This window comes from Megasphaera sp. An286 (genome assembly GCF_002163455.1).
Classification (GTDB): domain Bacteria; phylum Bacillota; class Negativicutes; order Veillonellales; family Megasphaeraceae; genus Megasphaera; species Megasphaera stantonii.
This window is the reverse complement of sequence record NZ_NFIY01000014.1, coordinates 1-23,250: the sequence shown is the minus strand read 5'-3', so window position 1 is coordinate 23,250 and position 23,250 is coordinate 1. Positions and strand designations below refer to the sequence as shown.

The window sequence follows — 23,250 nt, the reverse complement described above, 5'->3', positions numbered from 1 at the left end:
CCTCCTAAGCGATGTGGCTCTGGGCAATAAAGGCATCCAAGGTCTGAATCGCTTTGCCGCTGTCGATAAGCTCTTCGGCCAGCCGAACGCCGCCTTCAAAGGTCGACGCCTTTCCGGCAACGTACAAGCCGGCCCCGGCATTGAGGACGACGGCCGTCCGCCGCGTGCCTTTTTCCCCGCTCAGGACGCTGCGGGTAATCGCGGCGTTTTCCGCCGGCGTGCCGCCGACGATATCCGACTTCGCGCCGCGCTGCAGTCCGAACTGTTCCGGCTCGATGACGTAGGTCTTAAAGGTATCGCCGTCGAATTCGCAGATTTTCGTCGGCGCCGACGCCGATATTTCGTCCATCCGGTCCAGTCCGTACACGGCCATTCCCTTTTTGACGCCCAGGCCGTGCAGGGCGTGGGCCAGGGGCTCTATCAGGCTTTCGTCGTACACGCCGAGGATTTGGTGATCTGCATGGGCCGGATTCGTAAGGGGCCCCAGGATATTGAACACCGTCGGAACGCTCAGTTCTTTGCGGACCGGCCCGACGTACTTCATGGCCTTGTGATAATGCTGGGCAAAGAGGAAGCAGAACCCTACGCTGCGGAGCAGCTCGGCGCACCGTTTCGGTTCCATGCTGATATTCGCTCCCAGTGCTTCCAGCACGTCGGCGGCGCCGCTCTTGGACGTAGCCGCCCGGTTGCCGTGCTTCGCTACCTTGCAGCCGCCGGCGGCGCAGACAAAGCCCGATGTCGTGGAAATATTGAACGATCCCGACTTATCGCCGCCGGTTCCGACGATTTCCAATACGCCGTCGCAGCCGTCTACGGGCAGGGCATGGGCCCGCATCGCCTTGGCGCAGGCCGTGATCTCATCGATCGTCGTCCCCTTGGCCTGCAGCGCCGTCAAGAAGGCCGCCGTCTGAACCGGCGTCGTTTCGCCGCTCATAATCTCGTTGATGACGGCCATCGTTTCTTCCATGGTCAAATCTATCTTCTGTATCAGTTTTACCGTTGCTTCTCGTATCATGATGACATCCCCCTCCGCATAGATCTTCTACGCCGATAGCTGTAAAAAATTCCGAATCATTATCGGGCCTTCCGGCGTCAAGATGGACTCCGGATGAAACTGCAGCCCGTATATAGGATACTTTCGATGGCCGACGGCCATGATTTCCCTTTCTTCCGTCTCAGCCAATATTTCCAATTCGTCCGGCAGCGTTCCCCTCTTCGCCGCCAGAGAATGGTAGCGGCCGACGTCGATAGCCGGCGGCACATCCCGGAACAATGGCGACGGGCTGCAGATATGCGCCACAGACTGCTTGCCGTGCATGAGCCGTTCGGCGTACGTAATCTCCCCGCCGAAGGCTTCGCAAATGGCTTGATGGCCTAGGCACACGCCTAAGATGGGAACCTTGCCGGCAAAATGCCGGATGGCTTCTTCACAGATGCCCGCCTCGGCCGGCTGCCCCGGCCCCGGTGAGATGACCAGGTGATCGGGATGCATGGCTTCGATGGCCTGGACCGTCGTCTCGTCGTTCCGCACGACGGTAATCCGGCGGTCGAACTGCCCCAGCAGCTGGTAGAGATTGTAGGAAAAGCTGTCGTAATTATCAATAAGCACAATCATCGTCTATCCCTCCGTCGGCCTGCCGGATCGCCATGACCACGGCCTGAATTTTATTGAGGCATTCCTGATATTCCCGTTCGGGCTCGCTGTCGGCGACGATGCCCGCCCCGGAACGGACGAACACGCGCCGCCCCTTCTTATAAGCCAGGCGGATGCCGATGCACATATCCATGTTTCCCGTGAAATCAATATACCCGATAGCGCCGCCGTATACGCCCCGCTTTTTTCCCTCCAGCTCGTCGATAATCTGACAAGCCCGGATCTTCGGAGCTCCCGACAGCGTCCCCGCCGGCAGGACCGCTCCTACGGCGTCGACGGCCGTCTTATCTTTGCAAATCGTCCCCTTTACCGTAGACCCCAGGTGCATGACGTGGGAAAACCGCAGGACGTCTAAGTACGACTCGACGTGGACGGAGCCGAATTCGCTGACGCGCCCCAAGTCGTTTCGCCCCAAATCGACGAGCATGTTATGCTCCGCCAATTCTTTTTCGTTGTGCAGGAGCTCCTGCTCCAGCGCCGCGTCTTCTTCGTCCGACGCACCTCTGGGGCGCGTCCCCGCCAGGGGGAAAGTAAAGAGCGATCCGTTATGAAGCTTTACCAGCGTTTCCGGAGAAGAGCCGGCAATTTCCAGATCCTTTCCCGACAAATAAAACATGTACGGCGACGGATTCGTCGTCCGCAGGACGCGGTATACGTCGAAGAGGCTGCCGTCAGCTTCCGCCTCCATCCGATTGGATAAGACGACCTGGAAAATATCGCCCTCGCGTATATAGTGCTTTCCCGCCTCTACCATGCGGCAGTATTCCTCGCGGGAAAACATGGGCTGGAAAGGGCTTTGCAACCGCAGGGGCGCGATGTCGGCCCCTTTGCCGCGGCGGATGAGCCGCTCCATCTGTTCCAGCTCCAGCAGCGCCTTCTGGTAATGCTCGTCCGCTCCGTCAAGCCGTATGTTGGCAATCAAGAAGATAGTCTGCTTCAAATGGTCGAAGACGATGACCTTATCGAACAGAAATAAGTCGAAATCCAGTATATCTTCATCGTCGTCAGCCTCCAGATGCAGCGACGGCTCGGCATACTGGATATAATCGTAGGCGACGTATCCGACAAGGCCGCCGGTAAAGGGCGGAAGGCCGTCGATGCGGGGCGCCGCGTTGTCTGCTAAGACCTGCCGCAGGAAGGACGCCGGGTTCTCCGTTTGAACCTCTATGTCCGTGCCGGCCCGGATGTGAACAGTCCCGTCCTTGCAGGCCAGCTCCATCTGGGGATCATATCCTAAAAACGTGTACCGGCCCCACCGCTTGGAGTCCTCCATGCTCTCCAGCAAGTAGCACTGGGAGCTCACGTTTTTTAAAATCCGCATTACCTCGACAGGCGTCCGGATATCGGCGTACATGCACCGGCTGACCGGCACGGTTTTATACTGGGGGCCGTAGGCCTTTACTTCTTCTAATGACAGCATCGCTGGTTCCTCCTATAAAAAAATCCGCCCATGACAAAGTCTACAACTTGTCAAGGACGGATATAGTTTCTCCGCGGTGCCACCTTGCTTTAGGATATGACTCCTACTCTCGACGGAATGCCATCACATTCCCGGCAACTGACGTATGCCTCCACGTCGCAGAATACTCGGCTAAAGCCTTTGACTGCGCCCTCAGCGGTCCATTTAACGAGCTGCGTTCGGCCGGCTTCTCAGCACCCCGGCTCTCTGTACGTGCACGACATCGTTTTTACTTCCGCCTCACTGGTTTTCATGGGCTATGTTCGTTTGTTGTTTTGTATGATATATCAAAAAAACTAATATGTCAAGGATTTATCTCTTTAAATTTTAAAACAATCGTTTTACGTAATTAAGATAATACATTATAGTGCAAAAAAACGCATCTCTCTTCGTTGGAGGGAATGCAAAGAGAGATGCGCTGAAAGCTATGTATGGCTTAGGTAATCCGATTAGAAGAAGGCCAGGAAAGGCGATACGACTAAGAGCACGCCGGCGAAGATGATAAGGGCCAGCGTAATGCCCTTATATTTGTGCAGGGAATTGACCTTGTACACCAGGTAAGCCGGGATCAGACAGCCGATCAAGCCGAAGATAGGTCCGAGAAGGGTTAACAGCTTGAGAACCGGCGCGTTGAGGACGATAGCGCCCCAGGCAACGGCTACGGCAAAGACGAGGATACCCGTTTTTACCATCGACTTGTTAATCCGTTCTTCCGGCATCACGCGGCGCAGGATGTTCAGGGCAATGCCGCCGCAGGCTTCGCGGAAGCCAAGGAATACGCTGAAGAAGGCCGTCATGACGGAGAAGATGTTCAAAATCAGGCTGAAAATCTTAACGGCGCTGCCGTCAAACCCTCTAGCTACGATAGCCAGAGCGGAAATATTCTGAGAGTAGGCTTCTACAGCCTGTTCATGGCCCATGGCCAGGTTGAAGGACATGGCGTAAGAGAAAATCGTAATGAACAGGACGCTGAAGGCAATCTTCATAGCCCGCATCGCTTTATACCGCGCTACGTAGATAGACTTGTGATGAGAGCGGTAGGAAATAACCATCGGGCTGATGCTGGGCAGGAACAAAATCGACGTCAGCGTAACCGGCAGCATGGCGATGGTATTCTTAATCAGGAATCCTAAGTCGGGGAATACGCCGATGTTGGCGATATTCCAATGCTGAACCATGATGCCGCCGAGGCAAATGACGACGAGGAGCTTGGTCAAAACCATGAGCGTAGACATGCGGAACAGCAGCTGTTCGCCCCGCGACGCCAGTGCAACCATGACGCAGATGATAGCCAAGCCGTAGAAGGGGCTGTCCGACAGCAGCGTATCGGTCACGCCGAAGGAATACAGGAACGACGCGCTGTCATTCGTCAGGGCCGTCGAATACATGAACACGCAGATCAAAATGCTGAGGAAATAGAGAATACCGAGAAGGAAACCCCAGTTTTTCCCCAAATATCCGCTGATGACGCTGGGATAATCTTCGCACCGCGGCGAATCGGCCAACGTGTTGATAAATAAGCGCTGCAAGAGATAAATAGCCGGATATGCGATAATCGCCGAAAACAGATACACCCAGATACCAACAAGACCGACCTGTACGGGAAGGAATACGATACCGGCGCCGATTGCCATGCCGATACTCATAATAACCCAGCCCCAGTCCGTGCTGTCAAACTTAACGGCCGCTTTCCATTCTACGTCCGTCATCCCTGCCTGCCGCGCAAGCGCTGCCGATGAGTTCATTGTGCATAACCTCCTAAATGAATACAGAAACCGCAGTAAAATGATAGCCGCTCGCATTCTTTCGAGCTAACTGAAACAGACTAGCCATCGTCCCCACACGATTAGCTGCTTCCCCCATCGTAACTCCTTACAGTACGTTGTTATGCGTGTTGCAAGCATTTCTTCAAGCAAGTACCGCATATTTGTATATTTAAATTTCCGGCTGCGCTTTATATACGAAATTCCTATAAGCCATTACAGCCCGTATATTGCCTGCCGTAAAATTTAAAGCTATAATAGTGGTATAACCTTCTACTCAAACGTTTTATTTGTTATCTAAAGTATAACATGGATTGCATAGGCTGTAAAATATATAGAATGCATTTCTAGGTCATAGTTTTATCTTATATCAAGTCGACAAATTTATCGGAAATAAAAGATATTTTCCATAAAACATTAAGCTCGGTCTTTATATGCATGATTTGCATTTATAGTATGCTATTTCATTATTCTATTGCCGGTTTTATGGAATTTAATCGGTAATTATTTTCAAATCAAGAAAACATTTAAAAAATAAATAAAAATTTATATATTTCTGATTTTTCTCCCAAATTTCAGCAAAAATTTTTTTAGAGCGTTGGCAGCAACATCGCCTTTCTGTCTTTTAACAGCCAAAAAAACCTGTTTTTTGCCGGCCCATATCTTCGTCACTGCCAATTCCATAGTTTCTCTATATAAAGCAAGGAGGTATAGTATGACATTACAGCAACTCAAATATGTAATCGAGTTATCTAAACACAATTCCATCTCGTCAGCTGCCCAATCCCTGTCTATTTCCCAGCCCAGCCTGAGCATGGCCGTCAAGGAATTGGAGGAAGAGTTCCATATTACTATCCTGAACCGCAATCACCGCGGCGTATCCTTCACCGCCCAGGGCCTCGATTTCCTGCGCTTCGCCCGCTCAATTATCGAGCAGACCAGCCGCCTGCAGACCTACTTCGACCGCAGCGCCGGCAGGCAGGATAAGCCCCATCTGACCATTGCCGCCCACTACGATATCTTCGCCGCCGACTCCTTTACCAGCTATCTCCAGACGCTAAGCGGCGACGCCTACTCTCTGTCGATCTGCGAAGGCCGCACGGGAGAAGTCATCCGCCAGGTCGCGGAGCAGCAAAGCCAGATAGGCGTCCTGCTCATGTCGCCGCGCACGACGGCCTATAATCACGCCGTGTTTACGAAGCGCAATTTAGACTTCACCAGCCTGAAAACGGTCTCCCCCTGCCTGTACGTCCGTTCCACCCATCCTCTGGCACAGTCCGCATCGGTATCCCTGAAGGACCTCGTCTCGTATCCCCACGTAAAGATGAAGAGGGAAAATACGAACAATTACCTGTCGGAAGAGCTGCTCCCCGATATACGGTCTGAAAAGGAAATTCAGGTAACCGACAGAAACACGATGTTTACGATCATAAAAAACACTGACGCCTACGCCTTAGGGTCCTGCCGTCTGCCCCAGGGAATCTGCTGCGACGGGATTTGCTCCATTCCGCTTCACACGGCCAATACCCTGACTGTCGGCTGGATTCATTTAAAAGGCATTTCCATTGCACCGGAATGCCGCCATTACCTCGAATGGCTCGAACACTGCCTGCAGGCGTCTCAGCCGGACCAGGACTAACAGCCTGTCCGACTCCGCTCCCATATACAGAAAAGCCCTGCCGTACCATCTCGATACGGCGGGGCTTTTTCGTCATACCTATTATGGATTCCAGTCTATGCCGTTGCCGTAAAATTGGCTCGGCGTATCCTGTAATTGAATCGTGACGACGACCGGCATGTCGGCCTGCGTCTGTATCCACTGCTGCAGCCGCCCGGCTTCGTCGGCCGTGAGCTGTCGGCTGACGACGATATAGGCCAGCCATTGACGGCCTTCCGTTTCTTCTTCTCCGTTTAAGGTGCTCAGCGTGCCGCCGCTGATCTGCCGTACTGCAGGGAATAAAACCGGGGCCTGCCGGTTCAGGCTGCGCAGGAGATTTTGATCCGCCGCGTCGCGCTTGTACGAGCCGTAATACTGATTCGCCAACTCCTTATAGGATTTGCCGCTGTCGTTTTTCAGCTCGTTGGCCAGGCGGGCGTTGATGATTTCCTGCACCTGTTCCTGATTGAGCTGCGACGCCGGCCCCTGCACAACCTTCAGAGTCGTCTGCCGCAGCTGTCCATACTGATGCAGAGACGCTTGCAGCCGCTCTATCTCCTGATCATCTAAAGGAGCGCCGATGACGTCGACGGTCAGCACGCCGTGATCCAGCTCATAAGCGACGACGCTCGACGCCTCGAGATCCATGTCCTGTGAAATAAACGATTTGACCTGCGAATCACGGATATTTTCATTCGCCGTGACATAGGCCATGTACAGGCTGGGAACCGTCACGACCAAACCGCAGACGATGAGAAACCATCGCTGATAGCGAAAATGCGCCTCCGACACGCCGCCGCACACGGGCACCCGCAGGATTTTAAAAATGAGGAAGCTGGAAAAGGTAATAAAAAAGCAGTTGATAAAAAAGAGGTACAACGCGCCGCCGAAGAAATGAAAGGAATGGGCGGCAATACCGTAGCCCGCCGTACACAACGGCGGCATGAGCGCCGTCGCAATCGCCACGCCGGGAATGACGTTGCTCTTCTCCTGCCGCGTATTGCCGATAGCCCCGGCAATCCCGCCGCACAGGGCAATGATGACGTCCCAGGCCGTCGGCGCCGTGCGAGCCAGCATTTCCGGCGACGGCGTCGTAATGGGCGTCAGCGAAAAGTACACGGCCGCGGTGAGCAAGGCGAAGACAACCTGAAAGCTCAATTTTACCAACGACTTTTTAATAAAATGCATGTCGTACGTCGCCATGCCGTATCCCGTCGCCACGATGCCGCCCATGAGCGGCGAAATGAGCATGGCCCCGATAATCACGGCCACGCTGTTCATGTTGAGGCCTACAGAGGCGATAAAAATCGCCATGATTAAAATAACCAGATTCGCACCCTTCACTGTAGAATCGGCGTCGATCCGCGCCGCAATCTCTTCCACCGGCGCGCTGTCCCGTTTAATATCAAACACATCCCGCCATTCGCCCATGTCCATCATCCCTTCGTCTATACGCATTTCATATGAAACCAGCACGGTTTTATTACTAACTATTATACAAAAAATATCAAAATTAGGGTAGACATATGCTCGTTTTCAATGCGGATTACCCTGCATTTGCATATACGTAATACATAAATGAACGTCTTGCCTTTGTTTTATTATTACTTTTGTAGTATACTTTATATATAATACTTTTTTTATCCACAAAAGGAGGTTTTATATGAAACAACTAAAACAAGCATATTCCAGCATACGCCGCCGCTATACCCCGACAGGCGTATTTTTATCGGCTGCCGGTACAGTCGTTCTGATGGCGCTGGCATCTGCCGCCCTGCCCGGGCCGCTGCAAACTCTGACCAATCACCTGAGCTACTCGATCATCAGTCATTTCGGCTGGTACTATTTGCTGTTAGTATCGGCCATCGTAGTGCTCTGTCTATTTTTTATACTTACGCCTATGGGCCGCATCCGCTTAGGAAACCCCGGCTCTAAACCGGAATATTCGCGGCTGTCCTGGCTGGCCATGCTCTTTTCTGCCGGCATGGGCATTGGACTCGTCTTTTTCGGCGCGGCGGAGCCCTTGTCTCATTTCGCCGTTGCCACGCCTCAGGCCGAGCCGGGAAGCCAGGAAGCGCTAGCCGATGCCCTGCGCTACACCTTCTTCCACTGGGGCATTCACGCCTGGGCGATTTATGCCATCGTCGCGTTAGCGCTGGCCTATTTTAAATTCCGCAAAAAAGAACCCAGTCTCCTGTCGATGACCTTAAAGCCGCTATTTGGCCGGACGATGGAACGATTTCCCGGCAAATTAGTAGATTACGTCTGTATTATCACTACAGCCTTAGGCGTCGCCACGACATTAGGCTTTGGAGCAGCACAAATCGGCAGCGGCCTAGAGTATCTCGTCCAGGTTCCCAACACGCTGCAGCTGCAGCTTGGTATCATCGCGGCCGCCACGATACTGTTTCTCCTTTCTGCCGTCTCCGGCGTAGACAAGGGCGTACGCATGTTGTCAAACATCAATATCGCCCTGGCCGTCTTTTTAGTCGCCGCAGCCTTGTTCTTAGGACCGACAGTACAGATTTTAAACACCTTAGTAGACACGTTAGGCTCGTATCTGCAAAATTTTGTCCGCATGAGCTTCCGCACCGGCGCCTTCAACGCCGTTCGGCAAGAATGGATTGAACAGTGGACTATTTTCTACTGGGCCTGGTGGCTTTCGTGGTCGCCCTTTGTCGGCATGTTCATCGCCCGCATTTCGAAAGGCCGGACAATCCGCGAATTCCTGACCTGCGTGCTGCTTATCCCGACGCTATTCAGCTTTCTCTGGTTTTCCGTATTCGGAATCCTTGCCAGCGAAACCTATGCGGCTTATCCGCTGATCGCCCAGATGCCGTCAGAGCAGGTATTATTCGGCATACTCCAGACCTACCCGGCCAGTACAGCCCTCTCGGTTATAACCGTATTGCTGCTGTTTATCTTTTTCATCACGTCGGCTGATTCCGCCACCTTTGTGTTGTCCATGCTGTCGGAAAAAGGCAACCTCATGCCGCACGACAGCGTAAAAATCGTCTGGGGCCTCTTGGTGTCCCTCATCGCCGGGCTGCTCCTGACCATCGGCGGGCTGGCGGCACTGCAAAACGTCATGATCATCGCGGCCTTCCCCTTTTCCTTTATCGTCATTTTGATGATGATCGCCTTATATATCGAATTGTCCCACGAGCAGCGGGAAATGGGGCTGTATATCAAGCCGGAAACATATCCGCCGAAAAACGCGCCCTTCCGTTCCTATGAAGAGAATTCGTAAAAACAATATATAGCTGCTAAACGCAAGGGGCTGCATAATCCAAAAAAAAGATTATGCAGCCTCTTTGTATGTCAGCATTGACAAAATAAACCAATCGGTCTATTTTAGTATCAAATACATTGCGAAGGACGGTGATGAAATGAAAAAAGGCGACCAGTCTAAACATCATTTAATCGAATGCGCGGCCCGCCTCTTTTGGCACGACGGCTACAATGCGACGGGAATCAATAAAATTCTTCAAGAGTCAGAGATGACAAAGGGTTCTTTTTATTTCTATTTCAAGACGAAAAAAGAGCTTGCCGCCGCAGTGATTTCCTATTACCAGCAAGTCATTTTCGAGTGGCTTCAGGAGCTGTCCCAGGATACGCAGTGGGAGGAATTCGTCCGCCAGTTTTCCTCCCGCATGCTGGAGGACGCCGCCGACGGAAGGCATTACGGCTGTCCCTTCGCCGTCGTAGGCATGGAAATCGCCTTTGCCGAGCCCGACATCTCGCCATACTACGCCGCCGCCTTAGAAACTGTCGCCGCATTGTTTCGCCGCGTGCTGGAGCAGTCGGGAGTCCCCTCGTCCCATTCATCCACGCTGGCCGACCGCCTGTTTTCCATCTATGAAGGCGAACTGCTGCGATACCGCATCAGTAAAGACCCGGTATACATAAAGAATTTAGAAACCCAGCTCATCGGCACGTACTGGGAATACCGCAAAATTCATTCTATATAAGAGGTGATACTATGAGTCGTTCTGCTCTTGCCCAAGCCATCTACGAAACAGCCCTGTCCTGCGGATTTGATAACTGCGGAATCATTCCCATATCGGCCCTGGACGGCTATAAGAAGCGCCTGCAGGAACGGGAAGAAGCCGTTCCCCAAAGCCGGCCCGTTTACCAGGATATAGAACATCTGGCGGCAGTCAGGAAGCTATATCCGTGGGCAAAATCGGTCGTCGTCTGCATCACGTGGTTAGGAGCGTACCGCTATCCCCTCTCGCTGCAGGGACTGTACGGCAAGGCCTTCCTCCTGTCTCCCGATACGGTGCCGGACTGCGAAGCCCACCGGCAGAAGCTGCGCTTTGAAGCTTGGCTGGCCGAGCAGGGCCTTCGCTTCGAAGGCGGAGAAACGAACGCTCCGGCCCGCATCATACCGCTACGCTACGCAGCCGTCGCCGCAGGCCTGGGAATTTTCAGAAAAAACAATTTCTTCTACGGGGAAAAGGGCTCCTATTACGAGCTGGAAGGCTATCTCATCGATCAGCTCTGCGAGTACACGCATGAATGCCGGCTGCGCCCCTGCGCCGACAGCTGTACGCTCTGCCAAAAGGCTTGCCGGACAAAGGCCTTGTCCGCGCCGTATACGATGAATCCCCTGTCCTGCACGTCCTTTTGGACGACCTTTGGGCAAGGCGCCGTTCCGCCGCACCTGACGGCAGACCAGTTTACGACCTGGCTATGCGGCTGCGACGCCTGTCAGGACGCCTGCCCTTATAACCGCCACGACTGGAGCCAGGGCAAAGAGTTTCCCGGCTTGCAGGAACTCGAACCGCTGCTGCAGCCGGAAAACATCGTCGCTGCATCGGATACAGTCCTGCGCCGATATGTAATTCCCAAAACCGATCTTCACGTTTCCCCAGACCAGGTACAGACCCTCAGAACATCGGCATCGCGTGTATTAGGTTATTTAAAGAAAGGAGTAATGCAGCAATGAACATCCTCGTATTAAACGGAAGCCCTAAGGCGCACAGCACGACCTTGGATATGACGAAAGCCTTTCTCAACGGCCTGTGCCAGACAGAACCGGGACATATCCAATACATTTCATCGTACGACAAGCACGTCAAATACTGCCAGGGCGACCTGTCGTGCTGGTTTCGCCAAGATGGCCAGTGCATCATCCAGGATGACGACATGAACGATATCTTGGCCGCCATGAAGGAAAGCGACGTCATCGTCTGGAGCTTCCCCCTCCACTGCCACGGCCTCCCCGCCTCCTTAAAGGCCATATGGGACCGAACCATCGCCTTTTTGAAAATCAATATGACCCAAGGCGAGACGTACGTAGAACACGAACGCACCTTCGACCTGACGGCGAAGAAGCACGTCGTCATCGTCGGCGGAGGATACCCTTATTATCCCGAGAATTTTGCCGCCGTAAAAACGCTGATGCAGATATACTTAAAGCATCCGGCCATGGCCTGCATCTGTGAAACGGCCCTGCTGGACGCATCAGCTCCGGAAATTGAGCCGCTGAAAAAGGCATTATTCGCCCGCCTTCACGAAGCCGGCATAGAATACGGCCAAACGGGGCAGCTTTCGGCTGAAACAGTTCGGCAGCTTGAAGCCCCTTTCGTCTCGAACGAAAAATACATCGCTATGATCAACAGCCTCGCGCCGGACAGCAAGGCGCAGTAAAAAAATCCCTGACCCATCCGCATTCAGCAGACAGGTCAGGGATTTTTCTTTCCATGCAGTACGATATATCTATACTAAATAACCGGCCCTACGCAGAAAATATCCATAGAACCAAAGTACCCTAAGGCTTCATTTTTCGTCATCCGGCCCGACAGCACCTCCAGCAGCAGCTTAAAGGCTTCTTCACCGATTTCTTCAATGTGGCTCTGCCCCAGCAGGATGCGTCCGGCATTCAAATCCATATCGTGCTGCATCCGTTCGTACGTATTGGGATTGCCGCAGATCTTGATGACCGGCATGGACGGGAAGCCCTGCGGCGCGCCCCGGCCCGTAGAAAACATCATGACCTGCGCGCCCGTACAGGCCATGCCGGTCAGAATTTCCGGCTCCCGGCCCGGCGCGTCTTTAATCCACAGGCCCTTCAGGCCATCGGCGCGGTCGCAGTACTCCAGCACGCCCTGAATGGGACGGTGCCCCGATTTTACGATAGCCCCCAGGCTCTTTTCTTCTATGCTGGACAGGCCGCCGGCAATATTTCCCGGCGTCGGCTGGCCGCCCCGCATGTCTTCGCCTACCGATTTAGCCCGTTCTTCCATGCGGTTTACGATGTCGAAAATCTTTTGCCCTACGGGACCGTCGGGCCCGCCGACGGCGCGGTTTGCCAGGATATGTTCGCCGCCGATGAATTCCGTCGTTTCGCCGAAGATGACCGTCCCGCCGAGGTCGACCAGCTTATCAGCCACGTAGCCGATGACGGCGTTGGAAGCCAGGCCCGACGTCGCGTCGGAAGCGCCGCACTTGATGGACATCATGATTTCCGAGGCATCGACTTCTTCCCGCTGGCAGCTGGAAATCTCCATGACCATCCGCTGGGCCGCGTCGATACCGGCCTGAATGGCCCGCGACGTGCCGCCCAGTTCCTGAATCCGGATGATGTCGACGGGCTTTCCGCAGGCCCGGATTTCTTCTACCATCCGCTCGTGATCCGTCCCTTCGCAGCCGAGGCTGACGATTAAGGCCGCGCCGACGTTCGGGCTTTGCCCCAAGTTGGACAACACGTCAGTTACGCGCTTTAAGTCGATGGGCAGCTGACAGCAGCCCTGATGATGAAAATACCCGATCGTCCCCTGAACCTGCCGGCAAATCGCCTGTCCTACGTCGTTGGCGCAGATGACGCTGGGAATGACGGCAACCAGATTGCGCGCCCCTACTTTGCCGTCGGCGCGGCGATAGCCCTGAAATGTATACTTGCTCATACTCATTACCTCCCTGCAATATCTCCTCTGCCGCGGCGCGCTTCTAAGTTGTGGACGTGCACGTAATCGCCCTTTGCAATGTCGCAGCTGGCCGTCCCGATGCATTCGCCGTACTTCATGATGAAATCGCCCCGATGCAGCTCCTTCAAGGCAATCTTATGACCATAGGGAATATCGTCGTTGACCCGTATAATTTCGGCGTTCCCTTTTTTATCGCGCACTTCGACGTCCATCCCCTTCTGAATACCTTCGGCAAAAATAGTCGCCACGTTATCCAAATCGTCAATCTTTAAAGCCAATTTCAAATCCATAAGCGTCCCTCCTGTCTCGTCTATCAGAACAAACCTTACGTACGCAAAATTCCGCATCACGCTCCTATCTCCAGCCGCAGTCCCTGTAAGCTGCCCTGGCTGCAGCAATAGCCCTTTCCAACCTGCCGCAGCGACGATTGAATTATTCTTAAACCCAGTATATCACTTAAATAATTTATTGTGAACATTATGAACTCATCATATTTTAAATTACTTTTCTGAATTACTATTTATATATGCCGTACAACTATCCTACAGCATTTTATGCCCGACATCGTGTATACATCCTGCCGCAAATAAATCTATACAAAACATACCGCAAAAAAAATAGGACTCACCGTCGTCATTCCAGTGAATCCTATGCATCAGAAATATATGATACCGCGCCGCATAGCCGCCATATCAGCGTCGTTCCTGTAAAAAAAGAGGCAGAAAGGGAGCAGCCCTCTTTCGCTGCAAGGGCTCGCCCGTCATCTTGACAGGTATGTTTTATGCGCCGGTCATGGTATAATAGTGGCGTTGCTTACCCCATACCGGCAACGGAAAGGGGGAGTGTTTCAATGCCTTTACGATTTTTGGAAGCCGTCGTGGCTAGTGTAGTGGCCTACTACCTATGCAAATGGTTAGACGTGCTTCTGCGTGAGATAAGCAACTAGCCTAGGTGCAGCGTTCACCGTAAAGAACGCCAGAACCCCACAAGGTGGCCTAGACCTTGTGGGGTTCGTTGTGTTTCCATGCCTTTACGGTTCACCTTTAGTATATCAGCACCAATGCCGGGCGTCAATACATCGCCGCGAATATTTCTATTCGTTCGCATTCGCAATACCAGGCGGTGCCCTGCTGTTGCTTTGGTATCCGAATTTCCGACCGCCAACACGTTACATGGCCTTAGGCCCAAACATCATTACGGCCAGCGTGTCAAGGATCTTCGGCAGCCGACGGCAGCAAAGCCTTCACTCACGGCGTTGTCGCTTGCGATAAAATCACATAACCGCGCCATATTCGCCTTATTTCCTGCAACAAAAGGACAGAAAAGGAGCACCCCTCTTTCGCTGCAAGGGCTCGCCCGTCATCTTGACGGATATGTTTTATGCTCCGGTCATGATATAATATTGGCGTTACTCTCCCTATACCGGTAACGGAAAGGGGATAAGCAGCATGTACGATTTACTCATATCGTTTTTTGTATCTGTCGGAGCAAATGTAGTTGCCGCCTGCATTTGTAAGTGGCTGGATAGATACCGTTAACAGAGTAACCAGCACATAGCAAGACACCCTGGGAAGTTGCCGCTTCCCAGGGTGTTTTTTACAGCACATTTTACTCATATCGTTACCTATTTGTAGTATATCAGCACCAATGCAGGGAGTCAATACGTTGCCGTGAATCTTCTGTTTCATATTGATTGCTCCATACATCGAACTTCACAAAATGCCGCACATAAAACCATCCTATTTTTTCCCATATCGCAAAAGAGGTTTCACCGTTTTCAAAAACAGTGAAACCTCTTTTTTCTGGTGGAGATAACAAACAAATCGCATAACCGCGCCATATTTCGCCTTATTTTCTGCAAAAGGGGCAGAAAAGGGGCAAACCGCTTATACATGGTCATCTCTGCAAGGGCTCGCCCGTCGTTTTGACGGGTCAGGGCATAAGAACGCCAGAACCCCACAAGGTGGCCTATACCTTGTGGGGTTCGTTGTGTTTCAATGCCTTTACGGTTCACCTTTAGTATATCAGCACCAATGCAAGGCGTCAATACGTTGCCGTGAATATTTCTATTCGTTCGCCTTCTCCATGCCGGGCGGGGCCCTGCTGCCGTTTTCGTAGCCGAATTTTCGACCGCCAACACGTTACATAGCCTTAGGCCCAAACATCATTACGGCCAGCGTTTCTATGATCTTCGGCAGCCGACGGCGGCAATAGCCTTCACTTACGGCGTTGTCGCTGGCGATGATTCGCCACGATTCGTTATGAATCATGCGCCGGGTCACTATTTCCCTGTCAGTATCATTCAGGGCTTCTATAGACCGGCTCAAACGATTTAGGGCGGGTTCTATGTCCGCTATGTTCTGCATAAGGCGCTGTATTTTCGCGTCAAGCTCTTCCTTTTTCAGGTATTCCCGTTCTTCTTGGCTGATACCTTCGCCGCAGCCGCCGGGAACACCGGCAGGCGATAAGGAAGCCACCCGCGGCGACGCCAGCAATGACAGCTGCGCCCGGCAGTCTTCTATGTCTCCCTGTACATTGGCGACGTACGCCGTCATGGCATTGTATTGCTTTAGGTATTTACGCACCTTCTCAATATATTCTGCCTGTGCCAGCTATACCACCTCTTTTTTTTAGCGTGAAAATGCCGCATGAAGGAGTCGGCGAAATACCGTCCCTCTTTGTATGCGTATGTTTTTTGCACAACCGCTACACCCGTAGACCGTGCCCCCGGCTATACATAAGCTTACGGCCTGCCGCATCCTTGGCGCAATTTTGCGCTCTGATATTTTCAACTGCGCCTACCATAGCCCTTATGCGCCGGGCCGTCTCTTTTTGCGCCGACGCCCCCGCAATACCTGACAGGCGTTATTGTACCCCGCATCATAGGCCCTAAGGGCTGCATGCATAGCAAATAGGGCTATTTGGGTTGCGCCTTTTTCCTTCATGGCGGCCGCCTCTTCCAGCGCGCTATATAAAATATCATGAACGGCCTTGTCTCGTCTATTCATATGTCAATACCTCCGTATTTTTGTAACAAAAAAGATAATTCTTGCAACAGGAACCCGCATTCCTGCGTCAATAAATGGGGTTTATGTAGCAATAACAGGGGTTTATGTATACATTTACCCCCATAAATGCGCACATCATGTATGCATTTACCCCGTAAATGTACGCATGTTTCCTCCTTCTGCGTATCGGTTTGTGTATCAGGTTGCGGCTCATATTGCGTATCTGTGTGATACGCAAAACCGTTCTTCCTGCCTTGTGTGCCACATTGCGTGCCAATTTATGTGCCTGTCTGGCACGCAATCCGACGCAGGCGGCAAGACAGGAAAATCCCTGCCCTGCCTCGCAAAGGATCCGCCCGGCTACGACGGCGACGGCTGCCCTATGTTACTCTCCCCTGTCCCTCATTTTCGGCACCTTAAAAAGTGCCCTACTATGGCTATATATAGATAGTGTGCCAAAATGCACCAGTGCGGAAAATATCGCCTATTCCAGAAAATGGCTCTATTAAGCCATTTCTTATTTTTTGCACTGTGCCAAAATGCACCAGTGCAGGAAAACGCGAATATTTCCATGCTTTTAGCACTGTGCCAAAATGCACCAAGACACTGTGCCAAAATGCACCAGCCAACACAATAACAAATAATCATTCTTCATTCTTCCAATCATTTATGAACCGATATTGGTTAGGCGTCCTCGTAGCCTTGCCATGTTCCTTTACTCGTATAAATCCGGCATTTTCCAATTCCATTATAGCTCTTATGACTGTTCGCTTAGCAAAGCCCCGTTTATCATAAAAAGAATGGGAAAAGGTAAACTCCCGCTTTCCGGCGGCAGCGCGGATCATGTAAAAGTATATCAGTCTAGTACTATTACCCAGCTTGCAAAATGTCGGGCTGTCTAGCAAAGAATCACCCAAACGGCTAAAGTGTACGTCATATTCATCACCCCTTTTCGCTGTTTCCCAAAAATTAAGCGGTACTCTTTTAGTTCTTCTCATGCCACCACCTCGAAAGGAAGCGGGGCGCGAACACTTGGCAACCCGCTTCACCGTGCTATAATAAAAATAAGGCTTTTCAAAAATCGCCGGTAAGCGTGTAAAGCCTTATTGCCCTTATGAGTGTTTGCGCCACTCGTAAGGGCCTTTTTATTTGCGCAGATACGCCTTTTTCCGGCTGCGCTCTTGTAAAAACTGCTCAAAGTCGGCCAACTTTATAAGTTTCAGCTGATACCCCAAATCAAGAAAGGAATCCCTATACTTGGGTATGGCCTGCATTTCCTTCGTCAGCTTCCAAACCGTCGTACGGCCAATAGAAAAGAGCTGCACCAGCCGGGCGGGCTGTACCCACAACGCGCCCTCTTTGTCGGCATGGTCTCGAATCATGGAATGCCCTAAATTCTTCATGGTTGCGCCTCCTAACTATTCACAAAATCAAATACGATACTTTTCGCCCATCGTATAAAACGGGCTTACACAAGCATTTGCAGAGATTTTTTTCATTGCCAAACCTTTTTACTAAAATTATTGGGAAATAATGCGCCGCTTTCTGCTTAATTCTATGGAAGCGGCTTCTTCATTACCCGCATCCCATGCGTCGACGGCGGCAAACCGCGTCAAATACTCATCGGTACTATACCCGCAATGCTGGCACCGAATGGAGTAATAATCATGGTCTATGCCTCGTTCCTTGCTTTCAAGTACGCCGTGTAATTTGAAATTCAATTTTCCGCATATGGGACACGGATTTTTAGGCATCCCCTCTTGCTCTTTCCATATTTTGAGCTCCCACGGCTCTAACGGCTCGCCATAGTCGTATTGTTCCATCATGAAATACCCTCCCTTATCTTGTATACGTCCGCCGCATCCATGGCCGCATCTTCTAAGCAGTTTCAAGGAAGCGGCCTTTTTGCATCATACGCCGTTTTTAGGCGTTTTGATATGTCGGTACTAGTAAAGATACCTAATGCCGTCGTTTTGTGCTGTACCCCCTATTATTTAAGGGGTAGGGATAATTTTTATGCTGTCTGTGTATCGACGCATGGCCACTCTTGGACTACACCCGAACCGATACGGGAACAGCGGGCAGCGTACAACCGTACAGCGCCGCACCTCTGCCGCATTATCACAGCAACAATCAAGGCACTTATTACGAATAGCCTTCGCAAAGTTATTCCCTTGGGTCTCAATCATGAGTATATCCCTCATGCCGCATCACTCCTGCTCCTTGATGATCTCCGCCGGTTCCACGCCTAACGCCGCCGCCAGCTTATTCAAGGTAGCCCACGTGCCGCGGCGTCGGCCAGACTTCAAGGAAAAGACCGTAGCCGGTGAAAGGCCTGCCTTAATAGCCAACGTCGTAAGCGTCCAAAATTTTTCGTTTGCTTTTTGTTCTACCATCGCCATATCAATGTTTGCTGTTTTCATCGTTATGCCTCCGCCTCATTACTAATTAGAGCTATTGAATAATTTTAAGATTCACATGTAGTATAGCAAATGTTTTTGTACTAGTCAATTATTTTTAAATCTATTTAGCATTTACAAGCTCTAAACAAGATGATACACTACAAGGGAAAGGAGGGTTATTCATGAATACCCGCAACAGGAAGAAAGAATATACGCCATTTAATAAAAATCTAAAAAAATTCCGAGAGGCAAGCGGCGTATCTATCGGCGACTTTGCCGATTCTTTAGGCTTATCACGTAATACTTACATAGCCTACGAAAACCAAAATCGGGAGCCCAGTTATGCTATTCTGATGAAAATAGCCGACGCCTTACACGTATCTATTGACAACTTAATAGGCCGAGAAATCGGCGATTATGAAATATTGCTAAGCAAATGCCAGCAAATGGGCTTTCTAGTACTGCCCGATAACACCACCAAAGATGCTCCTAGTGTAAATATCTTGTATTTCTACGAAGACGGCAGAGAAGAAGCCTTCCATTTTGCAAAAGATGAATTTATCGAGATCATGAAGGTAATTCCAAATACACAAGAGTATACACAAGTATATTTAGAGGCCTTTAAAGAGTGGGAAAATCAAAAAGCAAACAAATTCATGACTATGCTATTAAAAGATAAACAATACCAAGAGGCGCGAGAGCTATTAAAAGAAAAATTCCCGCAACTTTGGGAATGGCTACATAATATTGAGCATACACATGACATAGAAACGGTATCGATACACCACCATACAATATTTAAATCCAAACCAGAGCCGCCCAATAGTGAGGGCCACCATGACCCCAACTTATAGGGCCTATGCCGCATAGTATCAGGTTATATATAGCCCGTAACTACCCTAAAACAGGGCCCCATAAGGCCCGCCGGGCTACGTAGAAATACGTACCCCTAAGACGGGAAACGTTCAGCCGGAACGATCCGCCGCATACTCGACGCCAAACCGTCGCCGAGCCGCAAGGAAGCGGCCAGCCTCCCCAATTTTGGGAACATTGGCACAATTTTGGGCAGATGTACAGGGCAGCTACTGTACCCCTACGGCGTTTTACCGTAGCCCTAGACGACAACACCCCAAGGGAGCGGCATTTTACCGCCCCCTAGACGGAAAGCAAAGGGCATAACAAAACGGAACACCCATTGAATGAGGCGCAACGGCGTAACGAATCGTTACCCCCTGCACTACCAAAACAGTACCGCAGCCCATAAGACACAAAAAAAGCCCCGCCGCATCACCGGCAGGGCCAGAAATAAATACCCGGAAAACGAGCTTACACGAGCATTTGCAGAGGTGACCATGTACAGCTTAGAAAGGGGTATGTACTATGTGGATTGAAGAAGTAACAAACGCAAAGGGTACGCGGTATAAGTATTGCGAGCGCTTCACGCACCCGGTAACGCGCCGGGCCGCAAAAATAAGCGTCACCCTGAACAGCAACACCCGGCAGGCCCAGCGGGCCGCCTTGCAAATGCTGCGCGAAAAATTCGCCGAAAAAACGAAAACCGCCGACGAGAAGCGGCGGGAAAAGCTGGAACAGCTGACCATGGCGCAGGTACTCGACGAGTGGCACGATCTGACGCGCTGCCGCATCAAAATGACCACGGCGAAACATCATGGCTATGCCGTCGAGAAAATAAAAAAGGAACTGCCGCCGGGCCTGCTCTTCGTAGACTTTACGCCGGCCATGGCCGAACGTATCGTATACGACTTGTACTATAAAAAATTGCGGTCATTCAGCTATGCAAAGTCTATTCTGTCGGTCATACGCAACGCCATGAGATACGCCAAAAAAGCCCGCTATGCCGACGACATCGCCGCCTTTGAAGAGATTGAACTAAGGAAGCGGCCCGCGACGCCGGGCGAGCTCCAGAAAAAGGCGAATAAGTTTCTGAATAAAGACGAAATGCGCCAATGTCTGGAACAGCTGCGCCCGAATTACCCGCGAATCGCTATGGCCATGGAGTTTATCACCCTTACGGGCCTTCGCGGCGGCGAACTGCTGGCCCTGCGCGTACAAGACTACGACAAGGCCCGGCAATGCGTACATGTGACGGGAACTATCATTTCCGGCGTGCCGAACGGCAGCGACGAACAGCGGGGAACGCCCAAAAACGCCTATTCCTACCGCGACGTCTATCTAAACCGCCGGGCCATGTACATTCTTGACTGGTTTATCATGGAAAACAAGAGGGCCGCCCTGTGGTCACAAGGCCGGTACGTCGACCGGGGCTATATCTTCACGACGGCGACGGGCTTTCCTTACGACCTGTCGACGATCAATAAACGCCTGCAAACCGTGCATATTGAAGGTAAAAAGCTGACGACGCACATATTCAGGCATACGCATATAAGCCTGCTGGCCGAGCAGGGCATACCCTTAAAGGCCATCATGCAGCGCGTCGGCCACAACGACCCGAATACTACGCTTTCCATCTATACGCACGTCACCGACGCCATGAACAAGGAAGCCCGGCAGAAAATAGACGCCATTGCCGCCTTATAACCGCCGCGCCGGGGAAGCGGCAGGCTATGAATTGTCATAAAGGCCGCATCCTAAAGGCGCGGCAAGGAAGCGGCCCCCAAAAAAGGGGCAAACCGGCAGAAAAAAAGCCCCCTCGCCGCCGAAAATACGCCAAAATTCAGGGGGCAAAAAAGGGGCAAACTACCGAAAAACAGGCAAAAAAATAGGAATATTCAATAACCGCAGAAATGCCCGCCACTCCGCATAGTTGACAGCATAGAAACGATTACGAATATTCCTATTCATGATAATAAATATTGGTGGAGATAAGCGGGATCGAACCGCTGACCTCTTGAATGCCATTCAAGCGCTCTCCCAGCTGAGCTATACCCCCATGTGTGTTTGACAAGGAGTATTATAGCATAGGGAAACGCATTTTGCAAGGGATTTTTTCCTAATATGTTGAGTCCTTGCGAGCCTGTGAAAAAATCTCTGTAAACATAGATCTTCTATGATACTTGGTAAGCTGAAAGCGAATTTGAGAACTTTCAGCTCATGGTTTATATATAACAACACATGCTGAACATGTCAAGTACAGACAGGATTTTCGCCTGCTTTTGCCAGCTATGCGTTACTCTGGGAGTCGGCCTTCGTACATTATGCTCAGTTCCCCATACACCTGTCCCCAGTTTCGGATTGGCATGGTCCATTTTTTGGTGGCTTCAAACGTCGCCAGATACAGGGCTTTTAAAAGCGCTGTATCGCTTGGAAATACGCTTCTCTGACGGTTCAGCTTCCGGTAGGTGGAATTCAGGGATTCGATGGCATTGGTCGTGTAAATCACTTTTCTTACGTTCATGGAAAACTTGAAAATTGGGCAGATGGCATCCCAGTTTTGCTTCCAACTTTTCATGGAATTCGGATATTTTACAGACCATGTTTTGGTTACCCTTTCCAGAGATTCCAAAGCCTGTTCTTCAGACGGAGCCTGATAAATAGTCTTTAAATCATTGGCAAAAGGCTTACGATCCTTGTCTGCTACATATTTCAGCGTGTTTCGTACCTGATGTACGATGCAGCGCTGGTATTCCGTGTTAGGATAGGCTGCGGCGATGGCTTCTTTGATCCCGCTCAGGCCATCGGCACAGAGAATCAGGATATCTTTTACCCCGCGATTTTTCAATTCATTCAGCACGGAAAGCCAATATTTTGCGCTCTCATTGTCTCCGACCTGAATCGTCAGAACTTCTTTTTGTCCGTCTATGTTGATTCCCAGAATGACGTAGGCTGCCAGCTTCCGGATCACTCCGTTATCCCGGACAGAATAATGAATGGCATCAATATAGAGGACAGGATACACTTCCGACAGCGGGCGTTTCTGCCAGTCTTCAATTTGAGGCAGGATTTTATCGGTTACATCGGAAATGAAGCCTTCGGAAGCCTCAAATCCATAGATATCCTCTAACGTTTCTGAAATTTGCCGGGTCGTCATTCCCTTGGCATACATGGAGATAATTTTCTGGTCGATAGAAGAGATATCTTTTTGCCGTTTACGGACCACCTGCGGTTCGAACGTGGAGTTGCGGTCCTGCGGTACCTGGATATCTACGGTACCATACCGGCTGTTGACCCGCTTTCTCTTATACCCATTGCGGTAATCCTCGCTGTCAGACCGCTGGGATTTCTGATAGCCAAGGTGTTCGTCCATCTCGGTTTCCATCATTTCTTTGATGGTACCGCCCAGCAGGTCTTTCAGTGCTTCCTGAATATCTTCTGCGGATTGAATGTCATATTCTTGAAACAGTTGTTGAATAATGCTGCGTTTTCCTTCGGTCATAATGACCTTATGTACCGGTTT

The 23,250-nt window shown here is 51.2% G+C and carries 19 protein-coding genes and 1 tRNA gene; 7 read left to right on the top strand and 13 right to left on the bottom strand.

Features of this window, described 5'->3' with window-relative positions; translation table 11 throughout:
- Window positions 1-4 precede the first annotated feature (4 nt).
- The 4 genes from trpD to B5F80_RS07490 form a co-directional block, all read right to left on the bottom strand.
- Window positions 5-1,015, bottom strand: coding sequence for an anthranilate phosphoribosyltransferase (gene trpD, locus B5F80_RS07505; protein WP_087478206.1), 1,011 nt, complete (start codon window positions 1,013-1,015; stop codon window positions 5-7).
- A gap of 27 nt (window positions 1,016-1,042) precedes the next feature.
- Window positions 1,043-1,615, bottom strand: coding sequence for an aminodeoxychorismate/anthranilate synthase component II (locus B5F80_RS07500; protein ID WP_087478205.1), 573 nt, complete (start codon window positions 1,613-1,615; stop codon window positions 1,043-1,045).
- Complete coding sequence (gene trpE / locus B5F80_RS07495; RefSeq protein ID WP_087478204.1) at window positions 1,599-3,074, bottom strand: anthranilate synthase component I; 1,476 nt, start codon at window positions 3,072-3,074, stop codon at window positions 1,599-1,601. The genes B5F80_RS07500 and trpE overlap by 17 nt, the downstream gene beginning before the upstream one ends.
- A 488-nt stretch (window positions 3,075-3,562) precedes the next feature.
- Window positions 3,563-4,858: an amino acid permease gene (locus B5F80_RS07490; protein WP_233127935.1), complete on the bottom strand. Its 1,296-nt coding sequence runs from the start codon at window positions 4,856-4,858 to the stop codon at window positions 3,563-3,565.
- Window positions 4,859-5,591: 733 nt separating this feature from the next.
- Between B5F80_RS07490 and B5F80_RS07485 the strand changes: the two genes are divergently transcribed.
- Window positions 5,592-6,515 (top strand): LysR family transcriptional regulator, encoded by a 924-nt coding sequence (locus tag B5F80_RS07485; protein WP_087478203.1) that lies wholly within the window; start codon window positions 5,592-5,594, stop codon window positions 6,513-6,515.
- A gap of 81 nt (window positions 6,516-6,596) precedes the next feature.
- On the opposite strand, the gene B5F80_RS07480 is transcribed toward B5F80_RS07485, so the two are convergent.
- Window positions 6,597-7,964 carry a DUF389 domain-containing protein gene (locus tag B5F80_RS07480; RefSeq protein WP_087478202.1) on the bottom strand — a complete coding sequence of 456 codons (1,368 nt, stop codon included), beginning with the start codon at window positions 7,962-7,964 and terminating at the stop codon, window positions 6,597-6,599.
- 232 nt (window positions 7,965-8,196) lie between these two features.
- Between B5F80_RS07480 and B5F80_RS07475 the strand changes: the two genes are divergently transcribed.
- The 4 genes from B5F80_RS07475 (at window position 8,197) to B5F80_RS07460 (ending at window position 12,188) form a co-directional block, all read left to right on the top strand.
- Window positions 8,197-9,783 (top strand): BCCT family transporter, encoded by a 1,587-nt coding sequence (locus B5F80_RS07475; RefSeq protein ID WP_087478201.1) that lies wholly within the window; start codon window positions 8,197-8,199, stop codon window positions 9,781-9,783.
- 139 nt (window positions 9,784-9,922) lie between these two features.
- Window positions 9,923-10,504, top strand: coding sequence for a TetR/AcrR family transcriptional regulator (locus B5F80_RS07470; protein ID WP_087478200.1), 582 nt, complete (start codon window positions 9,923-9,925; stop codon window positions 10,502-10,504).
- A gap of 11 nt (window positions 10,505-10,515) precedes the next feature.
- Complete coding sequence (locus B5F80_RS07465; protein ID WP_087478199.1) at window positions 10,516-11,484, top strand: 4Fe-4S double cluster binding domain-containing protein; 969 nt, start codon at window positions 10,516-10,518, stop codon at window positions 11,482-11,484.
- A complete protein-coding gene (locus tag B5F80_RS07460) occupies window positions 11,481-12,188 on the top strand; it encodes a flavodoxin family protein (RefSeq protein WP_087478198.1) in 708 nt (235 codons plus the stop codon). Before B5F80_RS07465 ends, B5F80_RS07460 begins: the two co-directional genes overlap by 4 nt.
- A gap of 74 nt (window positions 12,189-12,262) precedes the next feature.
- Here B5F80_RS07460 and B5F80_RS07455 read toward each other — a convergent pair whose 3' ends face one another.
- From B5F80_RS07455 to B5F80_RS07420, 6 genes are all read right to left on the bottom strand, one after another.
- The gene (locus tag B5F80_RS07455) at window positions 12,263-13,444 is read right to left on the bottom strand and encodes a UxaA family hydrolase (protein ID WP_087478197.1); all 1,182 of its coding nucleotides are present in this window, start codon (window positions 13,442-13,444) and stop codon (window positions 12,263-12,265) included.
- Window positions 13,445-13,449: 5 nt separating this feature from the next.
- A complete protein-coding gene (locus B5F80_RS07450) occupies window positions 13,450-13,755 on the bottom strand; it encodes a UxaA family hydrolase (RefSeq protein ID WP_087478196.1) in 306 nt (101 codons plus the stop codon).
- A 1,851-nt stretch (window positions 13,756-15,606) separates the two neighbouring features.
- Entirely contained in the window at window positions 15,607-16,020 is a 414-nt protein-coding gene (locus B5F80_RS07445) for a hypothetical protein (RefSeq protein WP_087478195.1), read from the bottom strand.
- A gap of 1,598 nt (window positions 16,021-17,618) precedes the next feature.
- Entirely contained in the window at window positions 17,619-17,876 is a 258-nt protein-coding gene (locus B5F80_RS07430) for a hypothetical protein (protein ID WP_087478192.1), read from the bottom strand.
- Window positions 17,877-17,993: 117 nt separating this feature from the next.
- Window positions 17,994-18,299 (bottom strand): hypothetical protein, encoded by a 306-nt coding sequence (locus B5F80_RS07425; RefSeq protein WP_087478191.1) that lies wholly within the window; start codon window positions 18,297-18,299, stop codon window positions 17,994-17,996.
- Between the two features lie 384 nt (window positions 18,300-18,683).
- Complete coding sequence (locus B5F80_RS07420) at window positions 18,684-18,896, bottom strand: helix-turn-helix transcriptional regulator (RefSeq protein ID WP_087478190.1); 213 nt, start codon at window positions 18,894-18,896, stop codon at window positions 18,684-18,686.
- Window positions 18,897-19,057: 161 nt separating this feature from the next.
- Between B5F80_RS07420 and B5F80_RS07415 the strand changes: the two genes are divergently transcribed.
- Both B5F80_RS07415 and B5F80_RS07410 read left to right on the top strand, forming a co-directional pair.
- On the top strand, window positions 19,058-19,729 hold the full coding sequence (locus tag B5F80_RS07415) for a helix-turn-helix transcriptional regulator (RefSeq protein WP_087478189.1): 672 nt from the start codon (window positions 19,058-19,060) through the stop codon (window positions 19,727-19,729).
- A gap of 526 nt (window positions 19,730-20,255) precedes the next feature.
- On the top strand, window positions 20,256-21,434 hold the full coding sequence (locus B5F80_RS07410; protein ID WP_087478188.1) for a site-specific integrase: 1,179 nt from the start codon (window positions 20,256-20,258) through the stop codon (window positions 21,432-21,434).
- Between the two features lie 276 nt (window positions 21,435-21,710).
- On the opposite strand, the gene B5F80_RS07405 is transcribed toward B5F80_RS07410, so the two are convergent.
- A tRNA-Ala gene (locus tag B5F80_RS07405) sits at window positions 21,711-21,786 on the bottom strand.
- 237 nt (window positions 21,787-22,023) lie between these two features.
- Window positions 22,024-23,229 (bottom strand): IS256 family transposase, encoded by a 1,206-nt coding sequence (locus tag B5F80_RS07400; RefSeq protein ID WP_087478249.1) that lies wholly within the window; start codon window positions 23,227-23,229, stop codon window positions 22,024-22,026.
- Window positions 23,230-23,250: the final 21 nt, after the last annotated feature.

Excerpts from the sequence above, each read along its gene's own strand:
- trpD (WP_087478206.1), bottom strand. The coding sequence starts at position 1,015 with ATGATACGAGAAGCAACGGTAAAACTGATACAGAAGATAGATTTGACC.
- B5F80_RS07500 (WP_087478205.1), bottom strand. The coding sequence starts at position 1,615 with ATGATTGTGCTTATTGATAATTACGACAGCTTTTCCTACAATCTCTAC.
- trpE (WP_087478204.1), bottom strand. The coding sequence starts at position 3,074 with ATGCTGTCATTAGAAGAAGTAAAGGCCTACGGCCCCCAGTATAAAACC.
- B5F80_RS07490 (WP_233127935.1), bottom strand. The coding sequence starts at position 4,858 with ATGAACTCATCGGCAGCGCTTGCGCGGCAGGCAGGGATGACGGACGTA.
- B5F80_RS07485 (WP_087478203.1), top strand. The coding sequence starts at position 5,592 with ATGACATTACAGCAACTCAAATATGTAATCGAGTTATCTAAACACAAT.
- B5F80_RS07480 (WP_087478202.1), bottom strand. The coding sequence starts at position 7,964 with ATGGGCGAATGGCGGGATGTGTTTGATATTAAACGGGACAGCGCGCCG.
- B5F80_RS07475 (WP_087478201.1), top strand. The coding sequence starts at position 8,197 with ATGAAACAACTAAAACAAGCATATTCCAGCATACGCCGCCGCTATACC.
- B5F80_RS07470 (WP_087478200.1), top strand. The coding sequence starts at position 9,923 with ATGAAAAAAGGCGACCAGTCTAAACATCATTTAATCGAATGCGCGGCC.
- B5F80_RS07465 (WP_087478199.1), top strand. The coding sequence starts at position 10,516 with ATGAGTCGTTCTGCTCTTGCCCAAGCCATCTACGAAACAGCCCTGTCC.
- B5F80_RS07460 (WP_087478198.1), top strand. The coding sequence starts at position 11,481 with ATGAACATCCTCGTATTAAACGGAAGCCCTAAGGCGCACAGCACGACC.
- B5F80_RS07455 (WP_087478197.1), bottom strand. The coding sequence starts at position 13,444 with ATGAGCAAGTATACATTTCAGGGCTATCGCCGCGCCGACGGCAAAGTA.
- B5F80_RS07450 (WP_087478196.1), bottom strand. The coding sequence starts at position 13,755 with ATGGATTTGAAATTGGCTTTAAAGATTGACGATTTGGATAACGTGGCG.
- B5F80_RS07445 (WP_087478195.1), bottom strand. The coding sequence starts at position 16,020 with ATGACGGCGTACGTCGCCAATGTACAGGGAGACATAGAAGACTGCCGG.
- B5F80_RS07430 (WP_087478192.1), bottom strand. The coding sequence starts at position 17,876 with ATGAAGAATTTAGGGCATTCCATGATTCGAGACCATGCCGACAAAGAG.
- B5F80_RS07425 (WP_087478191.1), bottom strand. The coding sequence starts at position 18,299 with ATGATGGAACAATACGACTATGGCGAGCCGTTAGAGCCGTGGGAGCTC.
- B5F80_RS07420 (WP_087478190.1), bottom strand. The coding sequence starts at position 18,896 with ATGAAAACAGCAAACATTGATATGGCGATGGTAGAACAAAAAGCAAAC.
- B5F80_RS07415 (WP_087478189.1), top strand. The coding sequence starts at position 19,058 with ATGAATACCCGCAACAGGAAGAAAGAATATACGCCATTTAATAAAAAT.
- B5F80_RS07410 (WP_087478188.1), top strand. The coding sequence starts at position 20,256 with ATGTGGATTGAAGAAGTAACAAACGCAAAGGGTACGCGGTATAAGTAT.
- B5F80_RS07400 (WP_087478249.1), bottom strand. The coding sequence starts at position 23,229 with ATGACCGAAGGAAAACGCAGCATTATTCAACAACTGTTTCAAGAATAT.